Source organism: Nocardia sp. NPDC003999, assembly GCF_053604885.1.
The window spans coordinates 219727-241513 of record NZ_JBSGIB010000002.1; the positions used below are offsets into that span (position 1 = coordinate 219727).

Genomic DNA, 21787 nt, shown 5'->3' on the forward strand with positions numbered 1-21787 from the left:
TCATGGGCCGGCTGAGCGTCGTCGACGAGATCTTCCTGCGTGGCCACCGGGGGCTCGGCACGCCGATCGCCTTGCAGGGGCTGTGGCGGACAGCCGACCGGGTGGACCCCGCACTGCTGGTGCGGGTGCACGAGGCGTTGCGGTCGGGCCCGTTGGGACGCAGAGTGGTTCGCCCGCGCGTGCCGGGAGCTCGCCGGGCCTGGCGGCCGAATGTCCGGGCGTATCCGATACGCCGCGCCGAGGGCGTCCTCCCGGTCACGAACCTGCTCGACTGGGCCGACGCGCAGGGCGCCGGGCTCGATCCGGAATACGGCCCTGGGTGGCGGCTTTCGACCGCGGCGCTGGATGACGGTGGTTCGGTCGTCTCCCTCACGTGCTCGCACGTGCTGGCCGACGGGCGCGCGCTGGTGCTCGCGGTGGACGACGCCCTGGGCGGCGCTCGGGTACGTCCGGCGGATCTCTCCGCACGGGAATCGGACTGGGCCGACGCCCGCCGCCAGTGGTCGATCGTCCTGCGCGGTACCGCGGCGGCGCTACGGCACGGAGTTCCGCGGCAACCCGCCGCGCCGAGCCGGGACGAGCGGACGCGCAGGGCCGACAACGCGACGCACAGCGCGATCCTGCAATGCCCGGCCGCGGAGTGGGATCGCGTGGCGGCGCGCGACGGCGGCACGGCCAACAGCCTGTTCATCCACCTCGTCGCGAGCGTGCTCTGGGACAGCGGGTTTCCCGGCGACACGATCGAGACCAGTCTGCCCGTCGACACCCGCGACGAACCCCGCGTCGACAACGATCTCGCCATGACGCGCATCGCGATCACCCGCGCCGACACCCCGGCGACAATCCGCGCGCTGGCCCGTTCCGCCTATGAGCACCGCATGTCCGCGCCGAACGACATGCCCGAAGAACTCCTCCAGGTGATTCCGGACCGCTGGGCCTACGCACTGTCCAAAGGTGCGGGCGAACGGGACGTTCTGTGCTCCAATATCGGCACGCTCCCGGCCTCGTTGCTCGAACTCGGCCCACACCGCTGCACCGGCGTCGCCGCTCGCGCCATCCATCCCGGCCTCACCAGTTCGCGACTGCCCCGCACCCGACTCTCGGGCTACCTCTGCCGTATCGGCGACGATTACGTGCTGAGCTTGGTCTCGCTCGACCCGGAGCGGATCGAGTCCGCCGGTGTGCTGCGCGAACTGGCGGTGCGCGCGGCGAAATCCGCGGGCTTGCACGCATCCGCGTGGTGAATCCCGCGAACTGACGCGCCGAGCCACGGGCGCGCCCGCCGAGGGCGGGCATATCCACGGGCGCGCAGCCGACTCACGGATTTTCGCGCGGTGAGTTCAAACGACACGCGCAAAATTTCGGCGAACAGCGGTGAGTTTTGTCGACCTGGTATGAAATCCGATAGTTTCGCTCGCCGGTCACGGCGATTCGCGCGAATGCCGACGACCGCGATCGGTCGGGTCGGCCGACTCGCCGTGTCGGCAGGATCACCGTCGTCGGCGGCACTGCCCGATAAAGTCTGCGGCGTATGCCGAGCGAGGGCCGCGACGACCCATTTGCCGTGCAAGTCCGTTTCGCGCAAGAAGTTCCGATTCCATCGATACTCGACTGGAGCATGATGAACCGAAGGCATTCGCGTACTCTCGCCGCGATCATCGCGGTGGTGGTGACCGCTACCGGCGCTTTCGCTGTTTCCGATTCCGCAGCGGGCGCCGCGCCAGGAGAGATCAACGCCGGTGGACTGCATCTGATCGCGTCGGCGAACGCCAACAACTTCGCGGCCGCCGGTGACATCGCGCCGGGAATTCCGTTCGTGCACTCGGTGCGGGTATCCGGAGACTTCTCGGTGTCTCTCGACGGCCCCACGGCGCTGCGCGGCGGAGAGATCGCCGTCGGATATCTGGTCGGCTGCGCGGTCGACATCTCCAACGGCATCTCGATCGGTATCTCACCCAGCGTCGGAATCAACGCCGGGATCGCGCCCTCCTTCGGCCTGGAGGGGTCCCTTACCTGGGAGGCGCCCTCCTTGCAGATGAACATGCCCGATCAGCACATGATGATGCCCTCCCTGCAACTGATGGCGCCGCCGAGCGTCAGCGTCGGCGCCGCCGTCGCCATCCAGCCCAGTATCGGCGTCGAGGCGGGCGTCGCCGGCGAACTCGCGGTGAATCTGGCCCCCGGTTCGGTCACGGCGGCGGTGGTCGGCGCGGCGGAAATCGACGGGGAATCCGAATTCCCTTACACTTTCGCGCACACGAATACCCCGTTGAATGTCAGCGGTTGCCTTTCACCGGCCTCGGCCATGCCTTTTGTCACCGTACGGGCCGATTCGAAAAGGGCAACCGCGCAAACGACCGGCTATGGTGCCCCGTTCTGGTTCTGACCGTCGCGCCGCACCAATCCGTCCAGCAGCGCGCGCAGTCCCCAGTCGAACTGCGCGTCCGAGATCCATTGCGCCAGTACGGCTGCACTCGCCCGGGTGCGCGGCCAACGATCACCGTCGACGGTGTCGAACGCGGCCGCGCGACCGGCGATCCGCTCGGATTCCGGCGCCAGCGGTGGTCTTCCGTCGGTTTCCGCGACTTCCATGGCGAGCGAGCCGATGACCTGGACCATCACGGCGTAGGCCGCGCGGGCGCAGTCCTCCTCGGAGAGGCCGGTTCTGGCCAGACAGTTCAGCAACGCCTCCCCGACGTCTCGTGCGGCGTCGCCGTCCATGGGCGCGCTCATCATCAACCCCGCCACCGCGGGATGTCTCCGCACCTCGGTTCGTAGTCCACGGGCGAATTCCAGGACGGCCGCGCGGGGTTCGACGCCCGGGTCGGCGAGCACGGCGACCGGCACCGCTCCGAGCACCCGTTCGACCACCGCGCGCTCCAGGTCGGCCCGGCTCGCGACGTAGGTGTAGACCGCGTTCGGATTCACGCCCAGCCGAGTCGCGACCGATCGGATCGACACCGCGGCGACACCGCCCTCGTCCATGAGTTCCATGGCGGCATCGACGATCTGCGTGTCGCTGAACGCCCGTCGCTCGGGCCTGGTCCTGCGTTCTCCTGGTGTTGACTTCGCCGTTGCCACGCGGTTGACTGTACCCCGTACAGCTACCTGTACCCCGTACAGTCAGAATTGAGACGCCATGCCCGCACGCCCCTGGCCCGCCATCGCCCTGCTGGTGGCCGCGCCGATCACCCTGAACGTCGCCTTCGCCGGACTCGGCTCGGCCTTCGACTATCCGCACGTGTTACGCGAACCCGCGGCCGAAGTGCTCACCCTGTTCCGGCACAACCAAAGCGCCGTCGTCGCCTGGTTCGTCGTGCTGGCCGTCGCAGCCGCCGCACTGGCGCCGCTGGCGGTGCTGATCGGCAAGCTGGACCGCACACCGGCCATGCGCGCCGCCGTCGCGGCGGGCGTCGCGGCCGCCGCCGTGCAGGCGATCGGCTTGCTGCGCTGGCCCGTCGCGGTTCCGGCGCTGGCGGCGCGGGCCGCCGAGGAAGGCCCCGGCTCCTCGGCCGTGCGCACTTTCGAGGTGCTGGGCGCGGCGCTCGGCACCGGCCTCGGCGAGACGGCCGGATACACCCTCACCGCCGCGTGGACGGCCCTGGTCGCCATCGCGTTGCGGCACAGAATGCCCGCGGCGTGGAGCGTGCTCGGTTACGTCTGCGCCGTCCTGGTGCTCAGCGGAGTACTCGTCCCGCTGGACATCCCGCTCATGGCGCAGACCAACTTCGTGGGCTATGTGCTGTGGAGCATCTGGCTGCTGGCCTTCGCGGCGCTGCTCGCCTGCCGTCCAGCCGCCTCGGCGGTCCGCCACGAGTCCACGCCCGCGCAGCCGATCGACGCGCCGCACCCGCTGTGACGCGCACGAAAACTCGAGCGGCCGTTCACGCTCAGCGGTCGATCTCGCCGCCACCTCCGGACTCGTGCTCGTCGTCCACACCCCACAAGTGGTCAGCGGGAGGCCGAGCGCCCCAGGACGTCGGCGGGGACCGGGACGCCGGGGTCCAGGTCCGCGGAGTCGATCGGGGTGTCCCACATTTGGCGCAGCGGGAGGACACCGGCCCACACGCCGCCGTTGTCGATGTCCGACGGGTCGTCCTTCGGGCCGCCCGCACGGACCTTCACCGATGCCTCGGTGAGGTCGAGAGCGAGCACCTTCGTGGCGGCGAGTTCCTTCTTGCTCGGGGGCCGCACGCGCGACCACGCGCCCGGTGCGGCGTGCTCGACGATCACGCGCAGCCCGTGCAGGCGTTCGTCGTGCTCGGTCACCTCCCGCGCCCGGCCGAGCACGACCGCGGAGCGGTAGTTCATCGAGAAATGCATGGCCGAACGCGCGTAGACCACGCCGTCGACCAAGGTCACCGCCACCGAGATGTCGGCGGCGAGCGCCGCGCGCAGGTTTCCCGCGCCGGTGGAGCCGTGCAGGTAGAGCGTGTCGCCGTCGCGGCCGTAGGCGGTCGGCAACACGACCGGCGTGCCGCCGAGCAGCACACCGAAGTGGCAGATCAGCCCGGCGTCGAGCACCGCGTCCAAGTCGGCGCGATCGGTGCGGGCACGGTCGGTCAGCCGGGTCGGCGTGCTGCGCGGCGTCGGCGAGAGGGGAGCCCGTGGGCTGACTGTTTCGGTCATGAACCCAGCATCGATCCGCTAATGGCATTATCAAAGTGCCAATTCAAATGATTCTCAGCAGTCCACTTCGAGGAGGAGCCGTGCTGGACGACCTTCCCCTCGACCTCGATCGCGACCTGGCGCGACCGCTGTCGGTGCAGATCGCCGACCAACTGCGCCGCGCGGCGACCAGCGGGCCGCTGCGCGGCGGCGACCGGTTGCCGTCCACTCGCGCGCTGGCCGGGCGGCTCGGCGTGAGCCGCACAGTGGTCGCCGCCGCCTACGACCAATTGCACGCGGAGGGCTGGCTCGACGGCAGACGCGGCTCCGGAACCTACTTGACGACCGCACCGGCCGCCGCGCCCGCGCGCACCGACCCCGTGGACGACACCGACGCCGCGCCGCAGCTATTCGACCTAGCCCCCGGTGCGCCGTGCGTCGACGCCATCGATCCCGCCGCATGGCGCCGCGCCTGGCGCGCCGCGGCGGACCACTCCCCGCTCGTGCGCAAGGACCGCGCGGGCGAACCGGAGTTCCGCACGGCGGTCACCGAGCATCTGCTGCGCCACCGCGGGATCGGCGCGGGCAGCGACACCGTGCTGCTCGCGACGGCGGGAACCAGTTCCGCCGTAGGCGAATTGGCCGTGGCGCTGCTGCGGCCGGGCGATGCCGTCGCCATGGAGGATCCCGGCTATCAGCGCGCCGCAGGGGCATTCGCGGCGGCCGGTCTCGAGGTCGTCCCGGTTCCCGTCGACGCGCACGGACTGCGCGTGGACGCGCTGCCGTCCCGGATCAAAGCGGTGTACTGCACTCCGGCGCATCAATTCCCACTCGGCGCGCGGATGCCCGCCGCGCGACGGGTCGAGCTGGTGGAGCATGCGCGCCGCTCCGGGATCTTGGTCATCGAGGACGACTACGACGGCGAATTGCGCTACGACACCGCGCCGCTGCCGCTGCTGGCCACCATGGCTCCGGACGTCGTCGTCCACCTGGGCACGACTAGCAAGATCCTGTCCCCCAGTCTCGGTGTCGGCTGGTTGCTCGCCGCTCCGGAGATAGCCGGGGCGGTGCTCGCCCACCGCGAGCGCACCGGCACCGGCCCGAGCACGGCGGGCCAGCGCGTGCTCGCCGCTTTCGCCGCACACGGTGATCTGGCCAGGCACCTGCGCAGGCTGCGCCGCATGCTGCCGCCGCGCCGGGCGCTGGCGGTGACCGAACTGCGCCGCCGCGGACTCGGCGTGCTCGGCGACGACGCGGGTTCGCACGTCGTCGTGCCGGTGGAGTCGGCCGAGGACGAGCTGCGCGTGGTCGCGGAAGGCCTGGCGCACGGTGTCGCGCTGGACGGGTTGGCCAGACATCACCTCGGATCGCGCCGGGACCACTTCGGCGTCGCGCTCGGCTACACGGCGCTGTCCTGGCCGGAACTCGCCGCGGCCGTCCCGAAGGCCGCCGCGTGCCTCGCCCGGCCGTAGCATGGTCGGGGTCAGCGAACAGGCCCGGAGGCGGCAGCGCAGCGTGATCACGCGGAGCCCCGCACCTGCCGGAAAGGACGGACCATGAGCGAACAGGACATCTTGGCGCGGATCAAGGAACTGGTCGACCAGGAGCACCAGCTGCGCTCGCAGGCGACTCGCGGCGAATTGGACCCGAGGACCGAACGCCAGCGCCTGGCCGAACTGGAAGTGATGCTGGATCAGGCCTGGGACCTGCTCCGTCACCGCCGGGCGCGGATCGATCAGGGCCAATCCCCGGACGCGGTCCAAGCCAATACGGTCTCGCAGGTCGAGGGCTACCTGCAGTAGGCGCGGCGATGTCGAGCACACCAGCCGACTACGACGTCATCGTGATCGGTGGCGGACCGGCGGGCGAGAACGCCGCCGCCTACGCCGTCGCGGGCAGCGACCGCACGGCCGCCATCGTGGAGCGTGAACTCATCGGTGGCGAATGTTCCTATTGGGCCTGCATCCCGAGCAAAGCGCTGTTGCGACCGGGCCACGTCCTGGCGGCCGCGCGGGCGATGCCGGGCGTTTCGGCCACCGGCCTCGACGTCGAGGCGGTGCTGCGGCGGCGCGACGCCTTCGTGCACGACCATGACGATTCCGCCCAGGTCGACTGGGCGCGCGGCAACCACATCGACGTCGTTCGCGGCACCGGCCGCCTGACCGGCACGCGCTCGGTCGAGGTCGACGGGCGGCAGTTGCGCGCCCGGCATGCCGTGGTGCTCGCCACCGGCACCACCGCGAACGTGCCCGATGTGCCCGGCCTGCGCGCCGCGCTGCCGTGGACCTCCCGCGACGCCACCAATCTGCACGAGGTCCCGCGCCGGGTCGCCGTGGTCGGCGGCGGCGTGGTGGCCAGTGAGGCGGCGACCTGGCTGGCCGCGCTCGGGGCCGAGGTCACCCTGCTGGTGCGCGGCTCGGCGCTGCTGGCCGCCAACGAGCCGTTCGCGGGCGAACGGGTGGCGGCGGCGCTGACCGACGCGGGCGTGCGAGTGCGTTTCCGCACCGAGCCCACCTCCGTCGAGCGCCCGGTCGCGAAGGACACCGGTGAAGGCCGGATCCACGGCGGTTCCGTCACGGTCCGGTTGCGGGGTCCCGAAGGCGAGTCGGCGCTGGAGGTGGACGAGATCGTGGTGGCGGCCGGGCGCGCACCGGCCACGAAAGGGCTGGGCTTGGACGCGGTCGGGCTGTCCGACGGTTACATCGCGGTCGACGACCACCTCACCGCGCGCGATGTCGAGGGCGAGTGGCTGTATGTGGTCGGCGACCTCAACCACCGCGCCGCGCTCACCCACATGGGCAAGTACCAGGGCCGGGTGTGCGGCGACGTGATCGCCGCGCGGGCCGAGGGCAAGCCGCTGGAGGATCCGCGGTTCGTGGCGAGTTCCGATCACGGCAAGGTGCCGCAAGTGGTGTTCACCGCGCCGGAGGTCGCGGCGGTCGGCCTGACCGAGGCGGCGGCCAGGGACGCGGGGCACTCGGTGGAGACCGTCGAACTCGACATCGAGGTGGCCGGGTCGGCGTTGTCCCGGGACGACTACGCGGGCCACGCGAAACTGGTGATCGACCGCGCCACCGACACGCTGCTCGGCGCCACCTTCGTGGGCCCCGACGTGGGCGAGCAATTGCACGCGGCGACGATCGCCGTGGTCGGCGGGGTGCCGCTGTCCACCCTCTGGCACGCCGTGCCAGCTTTCCCGGCGGTCAGCGAGTTCTGGCTGCGCCTGTTGGAGGCGCGGCGCGCGTAGCTACCATTTCTAAATGGTGGCAACAACGGATATCGCGACCGCCGACGGAGTCGTCCGCGGTCGCAGGGGCCGCCGCGTCCTGCGCTGGCGGTCCATTCCCTACGCGGCTCCTCCCATCGAAGACCTGCGGTTTCGCGCTCCGCAGCCGGTCGAACCCTGGTCCGGCGTTCGGGCGGCGACGGACTTCACCTCCGCGGCGATGCAGCATCGCTCCGGGGCACGGATCGGGCCGCGCGCCTATCAGCCGACCAGCGAGGACGCGTTGACACTCAATGTCACCGTGCCCGCGACACCGGCGGCGAGCCCGCGCCCGGTGCTGGTGTTCATCCACGGCGGCGGCTATCTCATCGGAACCTCCGCGCTCGGGCTGTACTCCGGCGCGCGACTGGCGCTGCGTGGCGATGTGGTGGTGGTCTCGCTGAACTACCGGCTGGGTGCGTTCGGCTACGTCGACTTCAGCGAATTCGGCACCGCGCAGGAACCGTTCGACTCCAACCTCGGCTTGCGTGATCAGCTCGCCGCATTGGAGTGGGTGCGCACCAATATCGCGGCCTTCGGCGGCGATCCGGGCAACGTGACGATCTTCGGCGAGTCGGCCGGGGCGCATGCCGTACTCGGTCTCCTGGCCACACCGAAAGCCAAAGGGCTTTTCCATCAGGCCATTTCTCAGAGCCCACCCGCGGACTGGGCAGTGACGGCCGAGGAAGCCCGCGGCTTCGCGCGCCGCTGCGTCGCCGCGCTTGGCGCGACGCCGGACACCGCGCACACCGCCCTGCGCACCGCAGGCGCCAACGACATCCGCCGCGCGGTCGACCGCACCATCGGCCAGGTGGTGCGGGAACAGCCCGGCGCCTTTCCGGTGTGCCCGGTGGTGGACGGCGAGTTCCTGCCGGTTTCCCCGGTCGACGCGATCACCGACGGCTCCGCGCACCGGGTGCCGCTGATCATCGGCACCAACCGCGACGAGGGCACGCTGTTCGCCAGGTTCGCCGACGAACTGCCCACCACCCCGGACCGGCTGCGCTCGGCGCTCGGTAACTCCACCGAGGCGGAGTCCAGGATCAAGGCGGCGTATTCCGGCTATCCGCAGCCGAAGGCCGCGGTGCGGGCGGGTGGCGACTACACCTTCTGGCGTCCTTCGGTGACGGTCATGGAGGGTCACAGCAGGCACGCGCCTACCTACGCCTACCGTTACGATTTCGCCCCGCGCGCCCTGCAACTCGCCGGGATCGGCGCCACGCACGCGACCGATCTCATTCCGGTCTTCGGCGTGACGGATACGCCGATCGGCCGGGCCTTCACCGCCGCGGGCGGCAGACGCGGATTGCGGGCGGTCACCGAACAGTTCCAGGACAACTGGCTGGCTTTCGCGCGCACCGGAACTCCGCTGCCGTCCTGGCCCGCTTACACGGAGGCCCGCAGGTCCACCCTGATCATCGACTACCCCACGCGCGTGGAACACGACCCCGACCGGGAGAAACGACTCGCCTGGCAGGGCGTGCGGGTCCCGACGCTGACCTGAGCCGGGCCGCTACTTCAGCAAGCGCGACATCCGCCGGTCCGCGAGGATCTTGCCGCCGGTCTGACAGGTCGGGCAGTACTGGAAGGACCGTTCGGCGTAGGAGACTTCGCGGACCGTGTCGCCGCAGACCGGGCAGGGTTGCCCGGTCCGCGCGTGCACCCGCATACCGGAGCGCTTCTCGCCTTTGAGGCGGGCGGCGTCCTGTCCGACCGAGCGCCGCACCGCGTCGGTGAGCACGGTGCGCATGGCGGTGTACAGCTCGGCCGCCTTGTCCGCCGGAAGGGTCTTGGTGTTCGCGAACGGCGAGATCCGCGCCGTATGCAGGATCTCGTCGGAGTAGGCGTTGCCGACGCCCGCCAGCAGCGCCTGGTCCACGAGCGCGGTCTTGATCCGCTGGGACGTGCCGTGCAGGATCTCGGCGAACTGCGCCTCGGTCACCTCCAGCGCGTCGGGGCCCAGGCGCGCGATACCGGGCACCGCCTTCGGGTCCGCCACCACGTACACCGCGAGCCGCTTCTTCGTGCCGGCCTCGGTGAGGTCGAACGCTGGTGTCGCCCCTTCGGGCGTGAAGAAGTGCACCCGCAGCGCCAGCGGGCTCTTGCCGCCCGGCTTGGGCGGCGTCGGGCTCGGCTCATCGATCCAGCGCAGCCATCCACCCCGCGACAGGTGCGTGACCAGCCACAGCCCGTCGCATTCCATGCCGAGGAATTTGCCCCAGCGCCCCGCGCCGGTGACGTCTCGACCGGACAGTGCGGTGACCGGGGGCTCGAACGTCTTGACGGCGCTCAACGCGGCCACGTCGACGCGGCCGACCACGGCGCCGACCGCATGCTCCCGGAGGAACTGAGCCAACGCCTCCACTTCCGGTAGCTCAGGCACGGGGTTCAGACTACCCAGCCCTACCGACAACCTGCCCCGGTTCGCACACGGCAGCGGGCGGCTCACTCCCCGCGGCGCAGCAGATAGATGTCCATGATCCAGCCCTTCCGGTCGCGCAGCTCGGCGCGGCGGCGCACGATCTCCTCGCTCACCTCCGACAGCGGCCCCTCGATCAACGTCTCGTCCGGCATGCCGAGGTAGGCGCCCCACCAGATGTGCGCGTCGGGGGCCGAAATCGTGGTGAACGAGCAGTCGCCGTCCAGCATCACCAAGGCGTTCTCCGCGCCGAGTCCCTCGTCGCGCAGGCGACGGCCGGTGGTGATGCGTACCGGCTCACCGATGCCGTGCAGCACGATCCGATGCCGGGCGGCCAGGGCCTGCGCGCTGGTGATGCCGGGAATCACCTCGTAGTCGAAACGCACCGCGCCGCGGGCGAGCACCCGCTCGATCATCCGCAGCGTGCTGTCGTAGAGCGCGGGATCACCCCAGACCAGGATGCCGCCGACGCCGTCGGCCGCGGCGAACGCCGATTCCAGCAGTGCCGAGCGGCGATCGTGCCAGTCGTCGACCACGTCCACGTAGTCGGCGGGCGTGCGGTCCCGCGGCGGATCGGCGATCGGCACGATCCGGTACGGCCGATCCATGTGTTCGGCCAAGATCGCCGTCCGCACGTCGACCAGTTCCCGCTTGGCCTCCCCCTTGCCGATGACGAAGAACGTCTCGACCTGCCGCATCGCCTTGACCGCCTGCACGGTGACCTGGTCGGGGTCGCCTGCACCGATGCCGATCACGTAGAGCTTGCGCATGGGCTCGAGCTTGCCAGGGCCGCGGCGGGCCACCGTCGTCAGGCGTGGCCAGGGACGCGCCCGATCGGCTCGCCGAGTGTGCGAGCACGAAGACTAGAGTTGCCAGACGTGGCTCATGACGCGCTCGATCCGGCATCGGCTCCCGACACCCAGTACGAGGACCTGTTGCGACTGGTGCTGACGTCCGGCACGAAGAAAGCCGACCGCACCGGCACCGGAACGCGCAGCGTCTTCGGCCACCAGTTGCGCTACGACCTCGCGGCGGGCTTCCCGCTGATCACCACGAAGAAGGTCCACCTCAAGTCGATCGTCTACGAGTTGCTGTGGTTCCTGCGCGGCGACTCCAACATCGGCTGGCTGCGCGAGCACGGCGTCTCCATCTGGGACGAATGGGCCGACGCCCACGGCGAACTCGGCCCGGTCTACGGCGTGCAATGGCGATCGTGGCCCGCGCCGGACGGAACGCACATCGACCAGATCTCCCAGGTGCTGCACACGCTGCGCACCAACCCCGACTCCCGGCGCATCATCGTCTCGGCATGGAACGTCGCCGACCTGGACAAGATGGCGCTGGCGCCCTGCCACGCGTTCTTCCAGTTCCACGTGGCCGACGGGAAGCTGTCCTGCCAGCTCTACCAGCGCAGCGCCGACCTGTTCCTCGGCGTGCCGTTCAACATCGCCAGCTACGCCCTGCTCACCCACATGGTCGCCCAGCAGACCGAGCTGGCGCCCGGTGACTTCATCTGGACCGGCGGGGACTGCCACATCTACGACAACCACCTGGACCAGGTCGCCGAGCAACTCGCCCGCGACCCCTACCCGTTCCCCACGCTGCGGCTGCATCCCGCGCCGACGCTGTTCGACTACCGCTACGAGGACGTCGAGGTGATCGACTACCGGCACCATCCGGCCATCAAGGCCCCGGTGGCGGTGTGAGCGAGCGGACGGTCGGGCTGATCTGGGCGCAGACCCTGGACGGGGTGATCGGGTCCGGCAACACCATCCCCTGGCGGCTGCCGGAGGACATGGCGCACTTCAAGGACGTCACCTGGGGACATCCCGTGGTGATGGGCCGACGGACCTGGGATTCGCTGCCGCCGCGGTTCCGGCCGCTGGCCGGGCGGCGCAATATCGTGGTGACCAGACAGCCGGACTGGTCGGCCGAAGGCGCCGAGCGGGCGTCATCGGTGCCGGAGGCGCTGGCCAAGTGCGCCCCGGACGCGGTCTGGGTGGCCGGTGGCGGCGAGATCTACCGCGCCGCACTCGAGTTCGCGACCGACCTGCGCGTCACCGAGATCGATACCGCGGTCGAGGGCGACGCCTTCGCGCCGTCGATCGGACCGCAGTGGCGGCCCGACGACCCGGAGCCGTGGCGCACCTCGGCCACCGGCCTGCGCTACCGCATCCGGCACTACACCCGGCGGCCCGCCTAGCGCGCCACGCCAAGAGGCTCCGCGAACGCCGCCCCCACGGGCGGGGACGGTCGAACCCGGCCCGCGCCGCGACGGACTCGGGCATACTCCTCGATATGCGGGCGGCCGGACCCGCGTCCGGTCGCCCGCCTCGAGCCGTTGCCACCAGCCGGCACCGGCTGTGGTGCTCTGCGAAAGGCGGTCCATGGAAAAGAAATCGCTGACTGCGGTAGCGCGCCAGCAACTGAAGCTGGCCGCCCTCGCCACGAGCGGGCGCAGTTCACAGACAATCTATGGCGGCCACACGCATACGCTGCGGCAAACGGTGGTCGGCCTGACGGCCGGGCACAGCCTGGCCGAACACGACAACACCGGCGAAGCCACGTTGCAGGTGCTCAGCGGCACCCTGGTGCTGCTCAGCGGCGCCAACGAATGGAAAGGCTCCGAGGGCGACCTGATCGTGATACCCAAGGCGCGCCACAGCGTCAAGGCGATCGACGACGTCGCGTTCCTGCTGACGGTGGCGATGTAGCCACCACGATGCGGGTCCGTAGCCCGGCCGGACCGGTCGGGCATTAGGGTGTCGATCATGGGTGAGCCGCAGCCGATCCTCGAACCGCTCACACCGTCCGCGATCTTCTTGGTCGCCACGATCGACGAGGGTGGCGAAGCGACGGTCCGCGACCTGCTCGCCGACATCACCGGCCTGCGCCGCTCGGTGGGCTTCCGCCTGCCGGGCGCGAACCTCACCTGCGTCACCTCGATCGGCTCCGACGCATGGGACCGCCTGTTCGCCGGCCCGAAACCGGCTGAGCTGCATCCGTTCCCCGGTTACGTCGGCGCACGCCACACCGCGCCCGCGACGCCGGGCGACCTGCTGTTCCACATCAAGTCCGAGGTGCAGGACGCCTGTTTCGAGCTGGCCATGGCGATCGGCGATCGGCTGGCCGGTGCGGGAACGATCGTGGACGAGACGGTCGGCTTCCGTTACTTCGAGCAGCGCGATCTGCTCGGTTTCGTGGACGGCACGGAGAATCCGGAGGGTCGCGCGGCCTACGCGGCGGCGCTGGTGGGCGAGGAGGACCCGGACTTCACCGGCGGCAGCTACGTGATCGTGCAGAAGTACACGCACCCGCTGGCGGACTGGCGCGCGCTCTCGGTGGAAGAGCAAGAGCGCGTCATCGGCCGCACCAAACTGGACGACTTCGAACTCCCCGACGAGATCAAGCCGGCCGACTCGCACGTCGAGGTCAACACGCTGATCGATCCGGACGGCACCGAACGCCAAATCCTGCGCGGCAACATGCCCTTCGGCAGCGTGCGCGAGGGCGTGTTCGGCACCTACTACATCGCCTACGCGGCCACGCCGAGCGTCACCGAACGCATGCTCACCCGGATGTTCCTCGGCACCGACGAGGCCGCTTACGACCGCATCCTGGATTTCTCCGTCGCCCACACCGGCACCTCGTTCTTCGCACCCACCGTCGATTTCCTCGACGATCTGCCGCCTGCGCCGTGGGAGGCGGCGGAATCCGCGGTGTCCGTGGACACCGACGGCGCTGGTCCCGCAGATCCGCCCGGCATCGCCGCGCCCGCGGGCGACGGCGCCCTCGGTATCGGCTCGTTGAAAAGGAGCATCCGGTCATGAACAACCTCCATCGCGAACTAGCGCCGATCACCTCCGAGGCGTGGGCGGCCATCGAGGAGGAGGCGACGCGCACGTTCAAGCGGCACATCGCGGGCCGACGCGTCGTCGACCTGTCCGGCCCGCACGGCGTCGACTACTCGGCGGTGGGCACCGGGCACACCACGGCGATCGATTCGCCGGACGCCGGGGTGTTCGCCCGTCAGCGGGTGGTCGCGCCGCTGGTCGAACTGCGGGTGCCGTTCACGCTCTCCCGCGAGGAACTCGACAACGTGGAGCGCGGCGCGCAGGACGCCGACCTGGACCCGGTGAAGGACGCCGCGAAGAAGATGGCGTTCGCCGAGGACCGGGCGATCTTCGAGGGCTATACGGCCGCGCACATCACCGGCATCCGCGCCAGCTCGTCCAACGATCCGATCACGCTGCCCAGCGACACCCGTCTGGTCCCCGAGTCGATCGCGCAGGCGTTGACCGCGCTGCGGCTTGCCGGTGTCGACGGACCGTACTCGGTGCTGCTCAGCGCCGATCTGTACACCGCGGTCAGCGAGACCTCCGACCACGGCCACATGATCCGCACGCATATCGAGCGCCTCATCCCGGAAGGGGAGATCATCTGGGCGCCCGCCATCGACGGCGCGATCGTGCTCACCACGCGCGGCGGCGACTTCGATCTGCGCATCGGCCAGGACCTGTCCATCGGCTACCTGACGCACGACAGCACGTCGGTGCAGCTGTACTTCCAGCAGAGCCTGACGTTCCTGGTGTACACGGCCGAGGCCGCGGTCCCGCTGACCCTCTGAGCGCCGGTCACATCTGGGAACGGCCAGGTGCGCGGCCGGAGCGCGAGACGGTACGGTGGCCGGATATGCGCCATGAACAGGTAGGTGAGATGACAACGGTGCGGGCGGGTGTCGTTCCGACGCAGCGCGCCGTGTTCTACAGCGTGCTCGGCATCCTTGCCACCGTCACGATCTGCGGTTCGTTCGTCGCCGCGTTCGGGGTGAACCGGGTGTTCACCGGCCTGCTGGCCGGAGCCGTCGTCGGTATCGCGGTGCTGGTCGCCCTGTTCACCCGGGACGCCGTCGTGCTCACCGATCACGCCATCTACCGGCGCAAGCCGTGGACGATCTCCCGCATCTCGTGGGACCGCGTGGTGGCCGGGCGCTTCACCCTGGACGAGCGCGCCCGATGGTCGCTGGCGCTGGACCTCATCGGCGGCGACGAACCGCACGGCGAACTGGTGCTGTTGTCCATTCCCCCGGTGGTCCGCCCGGTCGCGGGAGCGTACGACCTGCGCAAACGCGACCAGGTGACGGAGATCCGGGCGATACTGCGGCGCAAGCGGATTCCGGTGACCGTGTTGCCGCAGATCGCGGGGGCGTTGCAGGAGCATTGGCAGATCGGCCCGCCGACGCACTGAGGTTGGCGGCCTGTCGATAGATCTGGGACGTCCAATATCCTCGGCGGCACCGACCCTTCACGCCCCCACCAGGAGCCGAATACGTTCCCACCGCCCCCGGGGTCACAGGGACGGTGAAGACCAGGTTCAGTTCGTGGTGGGAGGCGTCGGCATCAGTAGGTCCAGTTCGTGCCGGTGCCTCGGTACTTCTCAACGGAGATGGGCTCGGAACCCGGCTTCATGTGGTCGAGGTAGAGCCGTCCGTACAAGTGGTCGACCTCGTGAGCGACCAGGCGCGCAACGCCGCGATCGAACACGGTGATCCGGGTGTCGCCGTCGATATTGGTGTGCTCCACGTGGATGGTCAACGGGCGCGGTACCCGCCCGCGCAGGTCGAAGAAACTCAAGCATCCTTCGTATTGCTCGTCTTCCCCGCTGGTTTCGACGATGCGTGGATTGAACAGGGTGATGACGTCTCCCATGGGGGTTCGCACGATCGCTGCGGCACGGCTGATGCCGATCTGGGGCGCGGCGATGCCCATTCCCTTGCCGAATACGTGAGCCTGGGCTACACGTTCGGCGGCTGAATTAAGTTCGGCCACGACGCGGCGCGCGTCTTCGGCTTCGGCCGGCAGATCGAACGGGCGCGCGACCTGGCGCAGAATCTCGTCACCTTCCTGCGCGATGCCCAGGCCAGCCATGACCTTGCTCGGTGGGGTGCGTTCGTCGTCGCTGCGTCCGCGGAAGTCCCATTCGAGGCGGTAGCGCGCATGCAGCGGCGGATCATCGGTGGACCAGGCATAGATGTGGCGTTCCTGGTCCACCTGATGGGAAATGGGTGTGCGGAACGGCTGACCTTCGGCCGCCATCGAGGTCTGGAGCCCCCAGACCGAGGGCTCGAGCGCGGCGGGGAAGTCCAACCGCACCGACAGGCGATTGGTAGGTAGGCGGACCGCGCGCTGAAACCAGTTGCCCCAGTGAGCCTCTGAGACGGTGTACTCGTACTCGATCCAGCAGGCATGGCCGGGGTAGAGCGGAAAGTGGCGGCCACCATCGAGTTCGCTGAACATCAGCCAAACTTCCTTGAACGCATCGCGGTCATGGTGCGCGGTCCAGGCCATGGGCTCGGCGCGGTGTTCGCCGTGCCAGGCATGCAAGTCGATCTCGTCCCAGGTCAGTGGGTGTTCCTGATAGAGCTGGTTGGATCGCTCGGGGTCGCCGGGGTGGCGGTCGACCGAGATCCGGATCAGATAGCGGGTGATCGGTTCGGAGCCGCCGTTGATCAGGCGCCGCCGTTGGCGCAGCCGGTAGGTGTGCCCGTCGAAGGACAAGCTCGCATCGTCGTGATCAACCACCAGTGACCCGGCAGCGTCGCTGAGATCGACAGCGGCCGGACGGGTGACGGCGGAGCGGTAGGCGCGGAACTCCTCGAACGCGGCGCGCAGTGCCCCACCGGCTTGAAGGGCCGACTCGGCGCAGGCGGCGAACTCTCGGGATGGCTTCTCGGTGCCGGATTCGATCTTGGACACATACGGGCGGCTGTAGCCGAGTTTGGCGGCCAGCGCCCGGCGTGACAGGCCACGGACATCGCGCCAGCGGCGCAACTCGAGCGCGAAGGCATTGACCTGCGTCACGGCATTGTCGGGCGAGGTTTCGGCCGGGGTCACTGTCGTGCTCCTGTTCGCGCGGGGTGTGCATGTGCGTGAGTACCCCGTGAGTATGCGCCCACTCTGACGAAACACCCTGCATCCATGGGGAAATTGCACACCCAGCGACCCGCCTCCGGCTTGACCCGTTGATTGCCCTGGGGTGGTTCGCGGCCAATACGATTCGGGGAGGCACAACATGAGCAGAGTCCTGGTGACCGGGGGCGCGGGTTTCATCGGCTCGCACTACGTCCGGCATCTACTCGGCCACGATGACGTCGAGCAGGTCACTGTGCTCGACGCACTCACTTACGCCGGGCACGCGGAGAACCTCGGCGCCGCGATGCTCTCGCCGCGGCTGCGTCTGGTTACCGGCGATATCGGTGACTCCGCCCTCGTGGACGAGTTGGCGGCTTCACACGACGAAATCGTCCACCTGGCCGCGGAGTCGCACGTCGATCACTCCTTCGCTCAGGCCGCACGGTTCATCGCCACGAATGTGGCAGGCACGCAGACGGTTATCGATGCCGCCCTCCGACATCGGATCACCAAGGTGGTGCATGTGTCCACCGATGAGGTGTACGGGCCCGCACTTGAAGGTGCCGCGAGCGAGGATGCCCCGCTGGCGCCGACCGTGCCGTACGCGGCGAGCAAGGCCGCTGCGGACCTGATCGCGTTGTCCTACTACCGGACTCACGGCGTGCCGGTGTGTGTGACTCGCTCGTCGAACAACTACGGCCCGCATCAGCACCCGGAAAAGATCATCCCTGCCCACATCACCTCGTTGTTGCACGGAACCAAGATCGTGCTGCACGGCGACGGACAGCATGTGCGGAACTGGCTGCATGTCGCCGACAACTGCGCGGGCCTGGAGCTCGTGCGCCGCCACGGCACTCCGGGGCAGGTCTACAACCTGGGTGGTGGAACCGATTTGACCAACGAAGCCCTCACCGGGCTGATCTTGGCCGCGATGGGCGCGGACTGGGATCGCGTCATCCGGGTACCCGATCGCCGCTGCAACGACCGCCGCTACGCGATGACCTGGGACAAGATCGCGCGGCTGGGATACCGGCCCCGGCTCAGCATCGAAGACGGGCTAGCCGAGACCATCGCTTGGTATCGCGCCAATGCCGACCTGTGGGCGCCGATGCTGGCCGCCCGCACCGGCGCCGGTGTCCAGCGGTGAGCGAGGCACGGGTCCTGGTCACCGGTGTCGGCGGCCAGCCCGGTTTCGACGTGGCGCGGCGCCTGCGTCAGCTCGGCGCGACGGTCATCGGCGTCGACGCTGACCCGCTGGCCAACGGGTTCCTACTGGACGGGATCGAACCGCGGCTGGGCCCGCATGTCGAGGACCCCCACTACGGGCCGGCATTGATGAAGCTGTGCGACACCGAGGCCGTCGACGCGGTTGCCCCCACCGTCGAAGCTGAGCTGCCTGCGCTTATCGAGATGACCGCCGGAATGTACGCGCTGGGCACGCGGACCTGGCTGCCACCGAGTTCGGCAGTCACCGCCTGCCGGGACAAAGCCACCTTCGCCGAGGCACTCGCGGCGGTCGGCGTCGCACACCCGGCAACGTGGCTGCCCGAACAGCTCGAAGACGCGCCCTCCGGTGGGGCGTTCGTCGTCAAACCCCGTCGGGGCCAGGGATCACGTGGCGTCCTGGCTTGTCAGGGCCGTGACCGAGCGCGCGCGGCCTGCCTGCTGATCGAGGACCCGATCGTGCAAACCCGGATCATCGGCACCGAATTCACCGCGGACTGTCTCGTCGGCGACGACGGCCGAGCTGGTGTCATCCTGCGGTGGCGGCTGCTGACCAAAGGCGGGCTGTCGATCGTGACCAGCACCTTCACCGACCCCGACATCAATGCCCTCGTGCGCGCCACCCTAGTCGCGGTCGGAATCCGCGGGTGGTGTTGCGTGCAGGGTTTCGCTACCGATACCGGCCCGCAGATCACCGAGGTCAACGCACGGCCCGCCGGTGCGTTTCTGGCCTCCGAAGCCGCCGGCGCCGACCTGACGGGCCAATACCTTGCTGCCCTGCTCGGTGGGCCGATCGACTACGACCGACTCACCTACCGCCCCGGGGTGAGGCTCACCAAATACGTCGACACCCTCGCCGTTGTCACCACCACAGGAGACCGTGATGCTCACGCCGACTGACTCTCCGGCCGTCGCCCGCAACGCCGCCCCGTACCTGCACGGCCCGGAAACTGCTGCCCTCGCCGCCGCGCTGGAGGCCGGCCAGTACGGGCACAACACCGAAACCGAACTCTTCGAGCAGGAACTGGCCGCGTTCCTCGGCGTCACCGACGTCGTCACGACCCATCGCGGCACCGCAGCCCTGCACATGGCGTTGATGGCGGTTGGGATATGGCGCGGCGACGAAGTCGTGGTCCCCTCCCAAACGTTCTGCGCCACCATTCACGCCATCCGCGCCGCCGGCGGAGTGCCGCGCTTCGCCGACATCGACCCCGCCACCCAATGCGTCACCCCCGAAACCGTCGAGGCCGCGATCACCGTCAACACCCGCGCGGTGCTCCCGGTGTTCTACGGCGGCCGCGCTGTCGACCTGACCGAACTCCGGCTGGCCGAACGGGGAATAGCCGTGGTCGAAGACGCTGCCCACGCCTTCGGCTCCCGACACCATGATGGGCGCCGGGTCGGTGCGACCGGCCAGCTCACCTGCTTCTCGTTCGGCCCGATCAAGAACATCACCTCGATCGAGGGCGGCGCGGTGGTGGCCCGCGACCGCCGCGAAGCCGAACGGCTGCGTACCATGCGGACACTCGGCATCCGCGCCACACAGCTGACCCGCATTCGCACCACCGACTACCGCGTCAACGGATTCGGTCTGCCGTATCACCTGTCCGCCGTGCACGCCGCGGTCGGCCGAGTTCAACTGGCTCACTTCGACCACGTCATCGATCGGCGAATGGCCCTATGGCGCAGCTACGCTCGCGCGCTCGCCGACCTCGAGGAGGTGCGTCTCGTCGACGTCGATATAGACCACACGGTGCCCTTCAACCTGGTCGTGCGAGTGCGTGACCGTGACCAGGTGTTCGCGCGGATGAAGGCGGCCGGCATCGGGGTCGGTGTGCACTACCCGCCCAACCACACCCAGCCTGCCTTCGAGCGCTGGCACCGCCGTCTGCCTGCCACCGAGCACTCCGCGGCGGAGTTGCTGTCGTTGCCGTTTCACCTCGCCATGACCGACACCGACGTCACCACCGTCGTGACGGCACTGGCTGGCGCGCCGTAACCCGCAGCTACCTGACCGGCTCGCCTATGGCGACGGCGCGCACCAACCCAGCTAGGCGCTGTCCCGCATCCGGGCGCCCCAACTCCCGCGCGGCCTTGCCCAGCCGGGCGCGGGCGTCCGGATCAGTTAGCAGCCCGCCGACGGCCGCGCCGACACGCTCCCCGGTAACCGCGCCCGACACCGTGATCGCGGCCCCGGCCTCGGCGAGTAGCCGCGCCGCCCGCACCTGCTCGCCACCGGCCGACGACGCCAGTGGGATCAGCACCGCGGGTTTACCCAACGCGGTCAACTCGGCGATCGTGCCTGCGCCAGCACGGCACACCACCACCTCAGCCAACGCCAACGCATCCGCCATCCCCGCACCGTCGATGAAGTCGGTGACGTAGTACCGACCGGCCAGCTCGCCAGGCAACGCGGCCGCCGTCTGCCGCAACGCTGCAAGGTCCGCAGCGCCGGCCTGGTGAATCACGTTGGTCTGACCCAACAGCGACTTCAGCACCCCGACGACAGCGGTATTGACTTGGTGGGCGCCCTGCGCACCGCCGGTGACCAGCACGGTCGGCAGCCCCCGGTCGAACCCGCGCCCGAACCGGTCCAACGCCGCAGGACCACTGCCAGCGAGTACCGCCTCACGGACCGGGTTGCCGGTGACCACCGCGCGTACGGCCACCCGCGGCGGCAACACCGCGACAGTCGCTTCGGAGGTCACCGCCACCGCGGTCGCGGCCCGCGCCAACACCCGGTTCGCCAGGCCCAGCCCAACCGTCTGCTCATGCACTACCAACGGAACCCGCAGAACGCCAGCAGCCATACCGACCGGCACGGCCACATAGCCGCCCGTGGTCAGTACGACATCCGGAGCGAACGCGCGCAACCGGCGCACCGCCTGCGCCACACCGACCGGTACCCGCGCCATGTCGACGGCATTGGCGCGGGTCAACATCCGTAGCGGGTTGCGGTCCCGGCGCAGCTTTCCCACTGCCACCCCGGTGAAATCGATATCGTCGGCAGCCGCGGTCCGCTGTTCGAGCGAGTCCGCCTGCCCGAACCACCGCACCTGCACCTGATCTGCACCGGCGCGCAGTTCTCGCGCAACAGAGAGCGCAGGGAAAACGTGCCCTCCGGTACCACCACCCGCTATCGCTACCCGCACGACGCCGCCTTCCATGATCGGGCTCTCACAACGCGCTCGAGTCTGCCACCAGGTAGGCCGTTCAATCGGAGCTGGCCCGGCCCCTCACAAGCGCGTATATGTCCGGGCGGCGTAGCTTTGCTCCAGACGCGAGTCTTCTGGGCAGGCCGCCATTGCAGTAGTTGCGCAGATAGTCATTCGACGGGCTGCGTCTCAGCGAAGGGGCGGG

The 21787-nt window shown here is 69.5% G+C and carries 22 protein-coding genes; 16 read left to right on the forward strand and 6 right to left on the reverse strand.

Annotated features, from left to right (window positions below; all coding sequences use genetic code 11):
* The first annotated feature begins 2 nt into the window (after nt 1-2).
* Together ACWESM_RS05185 and ACWESM_RS05190 are read left to right on the forward strand one after the other, a co-directional pair.
* The gene (locus ACWESM_RS05185; RefSeq protein WP_397278573.1) at nt 3-1244 is read left to right on the forward strand and encodes a hypothetical protein; all 1242 of its coding nucleotides are present in this window, start codon (nt 3-5) and stop codon (nt 1242-1244) included.
* Between the two features lie 374 nt (nt 1245-1618).
* Nucleotides 1619-2386 carry an MspA family porin gene (locus ACWESM_RS05190; protein ID WP_452490993.1) on the forward strand — a complete coding sequence of 256 codons (768 nt, stop codon included), beginning with the start codon at nt 1619-1621 and terminating at the stop codon, nt 2384-2386.
* Here ACWESM_RS05190 and ACWESM_RS05195 read toward each other — a convergent pair.
* Nucleotides 2362-3081 (reverse strand): TetR/AcrR family transcriptional regulator, encoded by a 720-nt coding sequence (locus ACWESM_RS05195; RefSeq protein ID WP_397278575.1) that lies wholly within the window; start codon nt 3079-3081, stop codon nt 2362-2364. The genes ACWESM_RS05190 and ACWESM_RS05195 overlap by 25 nt on opposite strands.
* A gap of 58 nt (nt 3082-3139) precedes the next feature.
* Between ACWESM_RS05195 and ACWESM_RS05200 the strand changes: the two genes are divergently transcribed.
* Nucleotides 3140-3859 (forward strand): DUF4386 family protein, encoded by a 720-nt coding sequence (locus ACWESM_RS05200; RefSeq protein ID WP_452490994.1) that lies wholly within the window; start codon nt 3140-3142, stop codon nt 3857-3859.
* A 92-nt stretch (nt 3860-3951) separates the two neighbouring features.
* Here ACWESM_RS05200 and ACWESM_RS05205 read toward each other — a convergent pair whose 3' ends face one another.
* Nucleotides 3952-4629: a pyridoxamine 5'-phosphate oxidase family protein gene (locus tag ACWESM_RS05205; protein WP_452490995.1), complete on the reverse strand. Its 678-nt coding sequence runs from the start codon at nt 4627-4629 to the stop codon at nt 3952-3954.
* A gap of 80 nt (nt 4630-4709) precedes the next feature.
* Here ACWESM_RS05205 and pdxR point away from each other — a divergent pair, with 80 nt between their 5' ends.
* From pdxR to ACWESM_RS05225, 4 genes are all read left to right on the forward strand, one after another.
* On the forward strand, nt 4710-6080 hold the full coding sequence (gene pdxR, locus ACWESM_RS05210; RefSeq protein WP_452490996.1) for a MocR-like pyridoxine biosynthesis transcription factor PdxR: 1371 nt from the start codon (nt 4710-4712) through the stop codon (nt 6078-6080).
* A gap of 84 nt (nt 6081-6164) precedes the next feature.
* Nucleotides 6165-6410: a DUF2630 family protein gene (locus ACWESM_RS05215; RefSeq protein ID WP_355074698.1), complete on the forward strand. Its 246-nt coding sequence runs from the start codon at nt 6165-6167 to the stop codon at nt 6408-6410.
* 8 nt (nt 6411-6418) lie between these two features.
* Nucleotides 6419-7855, forward strand: coding sequence for a dihydrolipoyl dehydrogenase family protein (locus ACWESM_RS05220; protein ID WP_397278583.1), 1437 nt, complete (start codon nt 6419-6421; stop codon nt 7853-7855).
* 13 nt (nt 7856-7868) lie between these two features.
* Entirely contained in the window at nt 7869-9377 is a 1509-nt protein-coding gene (locus ACWESM_RS05225; protein ID WP_452490997.1) for a carboxylesterase/lipase family protein, read from the forward strand.
* 9 nt (nt 9378-9386) lie between these two features.
* On the opposite strand, the gene ACWESM_RS05230 is transcribed toward ACWESM_RS05225, so the two are convergent.
* Together ACWESM_RS05230 and cobF are read right to left on the reverse strand one after the other, a co-directional pair.
* A complete protein-coding gene (locus ACWESM_RS05230) occupies nt 9387-10256 on the reverse strand; it encodes an Fpg/Nei family DNA glycosylase (RefSeq protein WP_364428698.1) in 870 nt (289 codons plus the stop codon).
* Nucleotides 10257-10318: 62 nt separating this feature from the next.
* Nucleotides 10319-11062, reverse strand: coding sequence for a precorrin-6A synthase (deacetylating) (cobF, locus tag ACWESM_RS05235; protein WP_452490998.1), 744 nt, complete (start codon nt 11060-11062; stop codon nt 10319-10321).
* A gap of 108 nt (nt 11063-11170) precedes the next feature.
* Here cobF and ACWESM_RS05240 point away from each other — a divergent pair, with 108 nt between their 5' ends.
* The 6 genes from ACWESM_RS05240 (at nt 11171) to ACWESM_RS05265 (ending at nt 15539) form a co-directional block, all read left to right on the forward strand.
* On the forward strand, nt 11171-11998 hold the full coding sequence (locus ACWESM_RS05240; protein ID WP_364428694.1) for a thymidylate synthase: 828 nt from the start codon (nt 11171-11173) through the stop codon (nt 11996-11998).
* Nucleotides 11995-12495 carry a dihydrofolate reductase gene (locus ACWESM_RS05245; RefSeq protein ID WP_355074710.1) on the forward strand — a complete coding sequence of 167 codons (501 nt, stop codon included), beginning with the start codon at nt 11995-11997 and terminating at the stop codon, nt 12493-12495. The genes ACWESM_RS05240 and ACWESM_RS05245 overlap by 4 nt, the downstream gene beginning before the upstream one ends.
* Nucleotides 12496-12679: 184 nt before the next feature.
* Complete coding sequence (locus ACWESM_RS05250) at nt 12680-13006, forward strand: cupin domain-containing protein (protein WP_355074712.1); 327 nt, start codon at nt 12680-12682, stop codon at nt 13004-13006.
* Nucleotides 13007-13063: 57 nt separating this feature from the next.
* Nucleotides 13064-14122, forward strand: coding sequence for a Dyp-type peroxidase (locus ACWESM_RS05255; protein WP_364428689.1), 1059 nt, complete (start codon nt 13064-13066; stop codon nt 14120-14122).
* The gene (locus ACWESM_RS05260) at nt 14119-14919 is read left to right on the forward strand and encodes a family 1 encapsulin nanocompartment shell protein (RefSeq protein ID WP_397278592.1); all 801 of its coding nucleotides are present in this window, start codon (nt 14119-14121) and stop codon (nt 14917-14919) included. Before ACWESM_RS05255 ends, ACWESM_RS05260 begins: the two co-directional genes overlap by 4 nt.
* Before the next feature lie 89 nt (nt 14920-15008).
* Entirely contained in the window at nt 15009-15539 is a 531-nt protein-coding gene (locus ACWESM_RS05265) for a hypothetical protein (protein WP_412805333.1), read from the forward strand.
* A gap of 152 nt (nt 15540-15691) precedes the next feature.
* Here ACWESM_RS05265 and ACWESM_RS05270 read toward each other — a convergent pair whose 3' ends face one another.
* On the reverse strand, nt 15692-17185 hold the full coding sequence (locus tag ACWESM_RS05270) for a peptide deformylase (RefSeq protein WP_364428680.1): 1494 nt from the start codon (nt 17183-17185) through the stop codon (nt 15692-15694).
* A 178-nt stretch (nt 17186-17363) separates the two neighbouring features.
* On the opposite strand from ACWESM_RS05270, the gene ACWESM_RS05275 reads away from it, so the two are divergent.
* From ACWESM_RS05275 to ACWESM_RS05285, 3 genes are read left to right on the forward strand one after another with little or no spacing between them, the layout of a single operon-like run.
* Complete coding sequence (locus tag ACWESM_RS05275) at nt 17364-18350, forward strand: dTDP-glucose 4,6-dehydratase (RefSeq protein WP_364428677.1); 987 nt, start codon at nt 17364-17366, stop codon at nt 18348-18350.
* Nucleotides 18347-19327 (forward strand): ATP-grasp domain-containing protein, encoded by a 981-nt coding sequence (locus ACWESM_RS05280; protein ID WP_452490999.1) that lies wholly within the window; start codon nt 18347-18349, stop codon nt 19325-19327. The genes ACWESM_RS05275 and ACWESM_RS05280 overlap by 4 nt, the downstream gene beginning before the upstream one ends.
* Entirely contained in the window at nt 19311-20426 is a 1116-nt protein-coding gene (locus ACWESM_RS05285; RefSeq protein WP_452491000.1) for a DegT/DnrJ/EryC1/StrS family aminotransferase, read from the forward strand. Before ACWESM_RS05280 ends, ACWESM_RS05285 begins: the two co-directional genes overlap by 17 nt.
* Before the next feature lie 7 nt (nt 20427-20433).
* On the opposite strand, the gene ACWESM_RS05290 is transcribed toward ACWESM_RS05285, so the two are convergent.
* Nucleotides 20434-21594: a UDP-N-acetylglucosamine--N-acetylmuramyl-(pentapeptide) pyrophosphoryl-undecaprenol N-acetylglucosamine transferase gene (locus ACWESM_RS05290; protein ID WP_452491001.1), complete on the reverse strand. Its 1161-nt coding sequence runs from the start codon at nt 21592-21594 to the stop codon at nt 20434-20436.
* Between the last annotated feature and the right edge of the window lie 193 nt (nt 21595-21787).

Bases quoted from the DNA above. Each gene is read 5' to 3' on its own strand.
- ACWESM_RS05185 (WP_397278573.1), top strand. From the start codon at position 3: ATGGGCCGGCTGAGCGTCGTCGACGAGATCTTCCTGCGTGGCCACCGG.
- ACWESM_RS05190 (WP_452490993.1), top strand. From the start codon at position 1,619: ATGATGAACCGAAGGCATTCGCGTACTCTCGCCGCGATCATCGCGGTG.
- ACWESM_RS05200 (WP_452490994.1), top strand. From the start codon at position 3,140: ATGCCCGCACGCCCCTGGCCCGCCATCGCCCTGCTGGTGGCCGCGCCG.
- ACWESM_RS05205 (WP_452490995.1), bottom strand. From the start codon at position 4,629: ATGACCGAAACAGTCAGCCCACGGGCTCCCCTCTCGCCGACGCCGCGC.
- ACWESM_RS05215 (WP_355074698.1), top strand. From the start codon at position 6,165: ATGAGCGAACAGGACATCTTGGCGCGGATCAAGGAACTGGTCGACCAG.
- ACWESM_RS05220 (WP_397278583.1), top strand. From the start codon at position 6,419: ATGTCGAGCACACCAGCCGACTACGACGTCATCGTGATCGGTGGCGGA.
- ACWESM_RS05225 (WP_452490997.1), top strand. From the start codon at position 7,869: ATGGTGGCAACAACGGATATCGCGACCGCCGACGGAGTCGTCCGCGGT.
- cobF (WP_452490998.1), bottom strand. From the start codon at position 11,062: ATGCGCAAGCTCTACGTGATCGGCATCGGTGCAGGCGACCCCGACCAG.
- ACWESM_RS05250 (WP_355074712.1), top strand. From the start codon at position 12,680: ATGGAAAAGAAATCGCTGACTGCGGTAGCGCGCCAGCAACTGAAGCTG.
- ACWESM_RS05255 (WP_364428689.1), top strand. From the start codon at position 13,064: ATGGGTGAGCCGCAGCCGATCCTCGAACCGCTCACACCGTCCGCGATC.
- ACWESM_RS05260 (WP_397278592.1), top strand. From the start codon at position 14,119: ATGAACAACCTCCATCGCGAACTAGCGCCGATCACCTCCGAGGCGTGG.
- ACWESM_RS05265 (WP_412805333.1), top strand. From the start codon at position 15,009: ATGACAACGGTGCGGGCGGGTGTCGTTCCGACGCAGCGCGCCGTGTTC.
- ACWESM_RS05275 (WP_364428677.1), top strand. From the start codon at position 17,364: ATGAGCAGAGTCCTGGTGACCGGGGGCGCGGGTTTCATCGGCTCGCAC.
- ACWESM_RS05285 (WP_452491000.1), top strand. From the start codon at position 19,311: ATGCTCACGCCGACTGACTCTCCGGCCGTCGCCCGCAACGCCGCCCCG.
- ACWESM_RS05290 (WP_452491001.1), bottom strand. From the start codon at position 21,594: ATGGAAGGCGGCGTCGTGCGGGTAGCGATAGCGGGTGGTGGTACCGGA.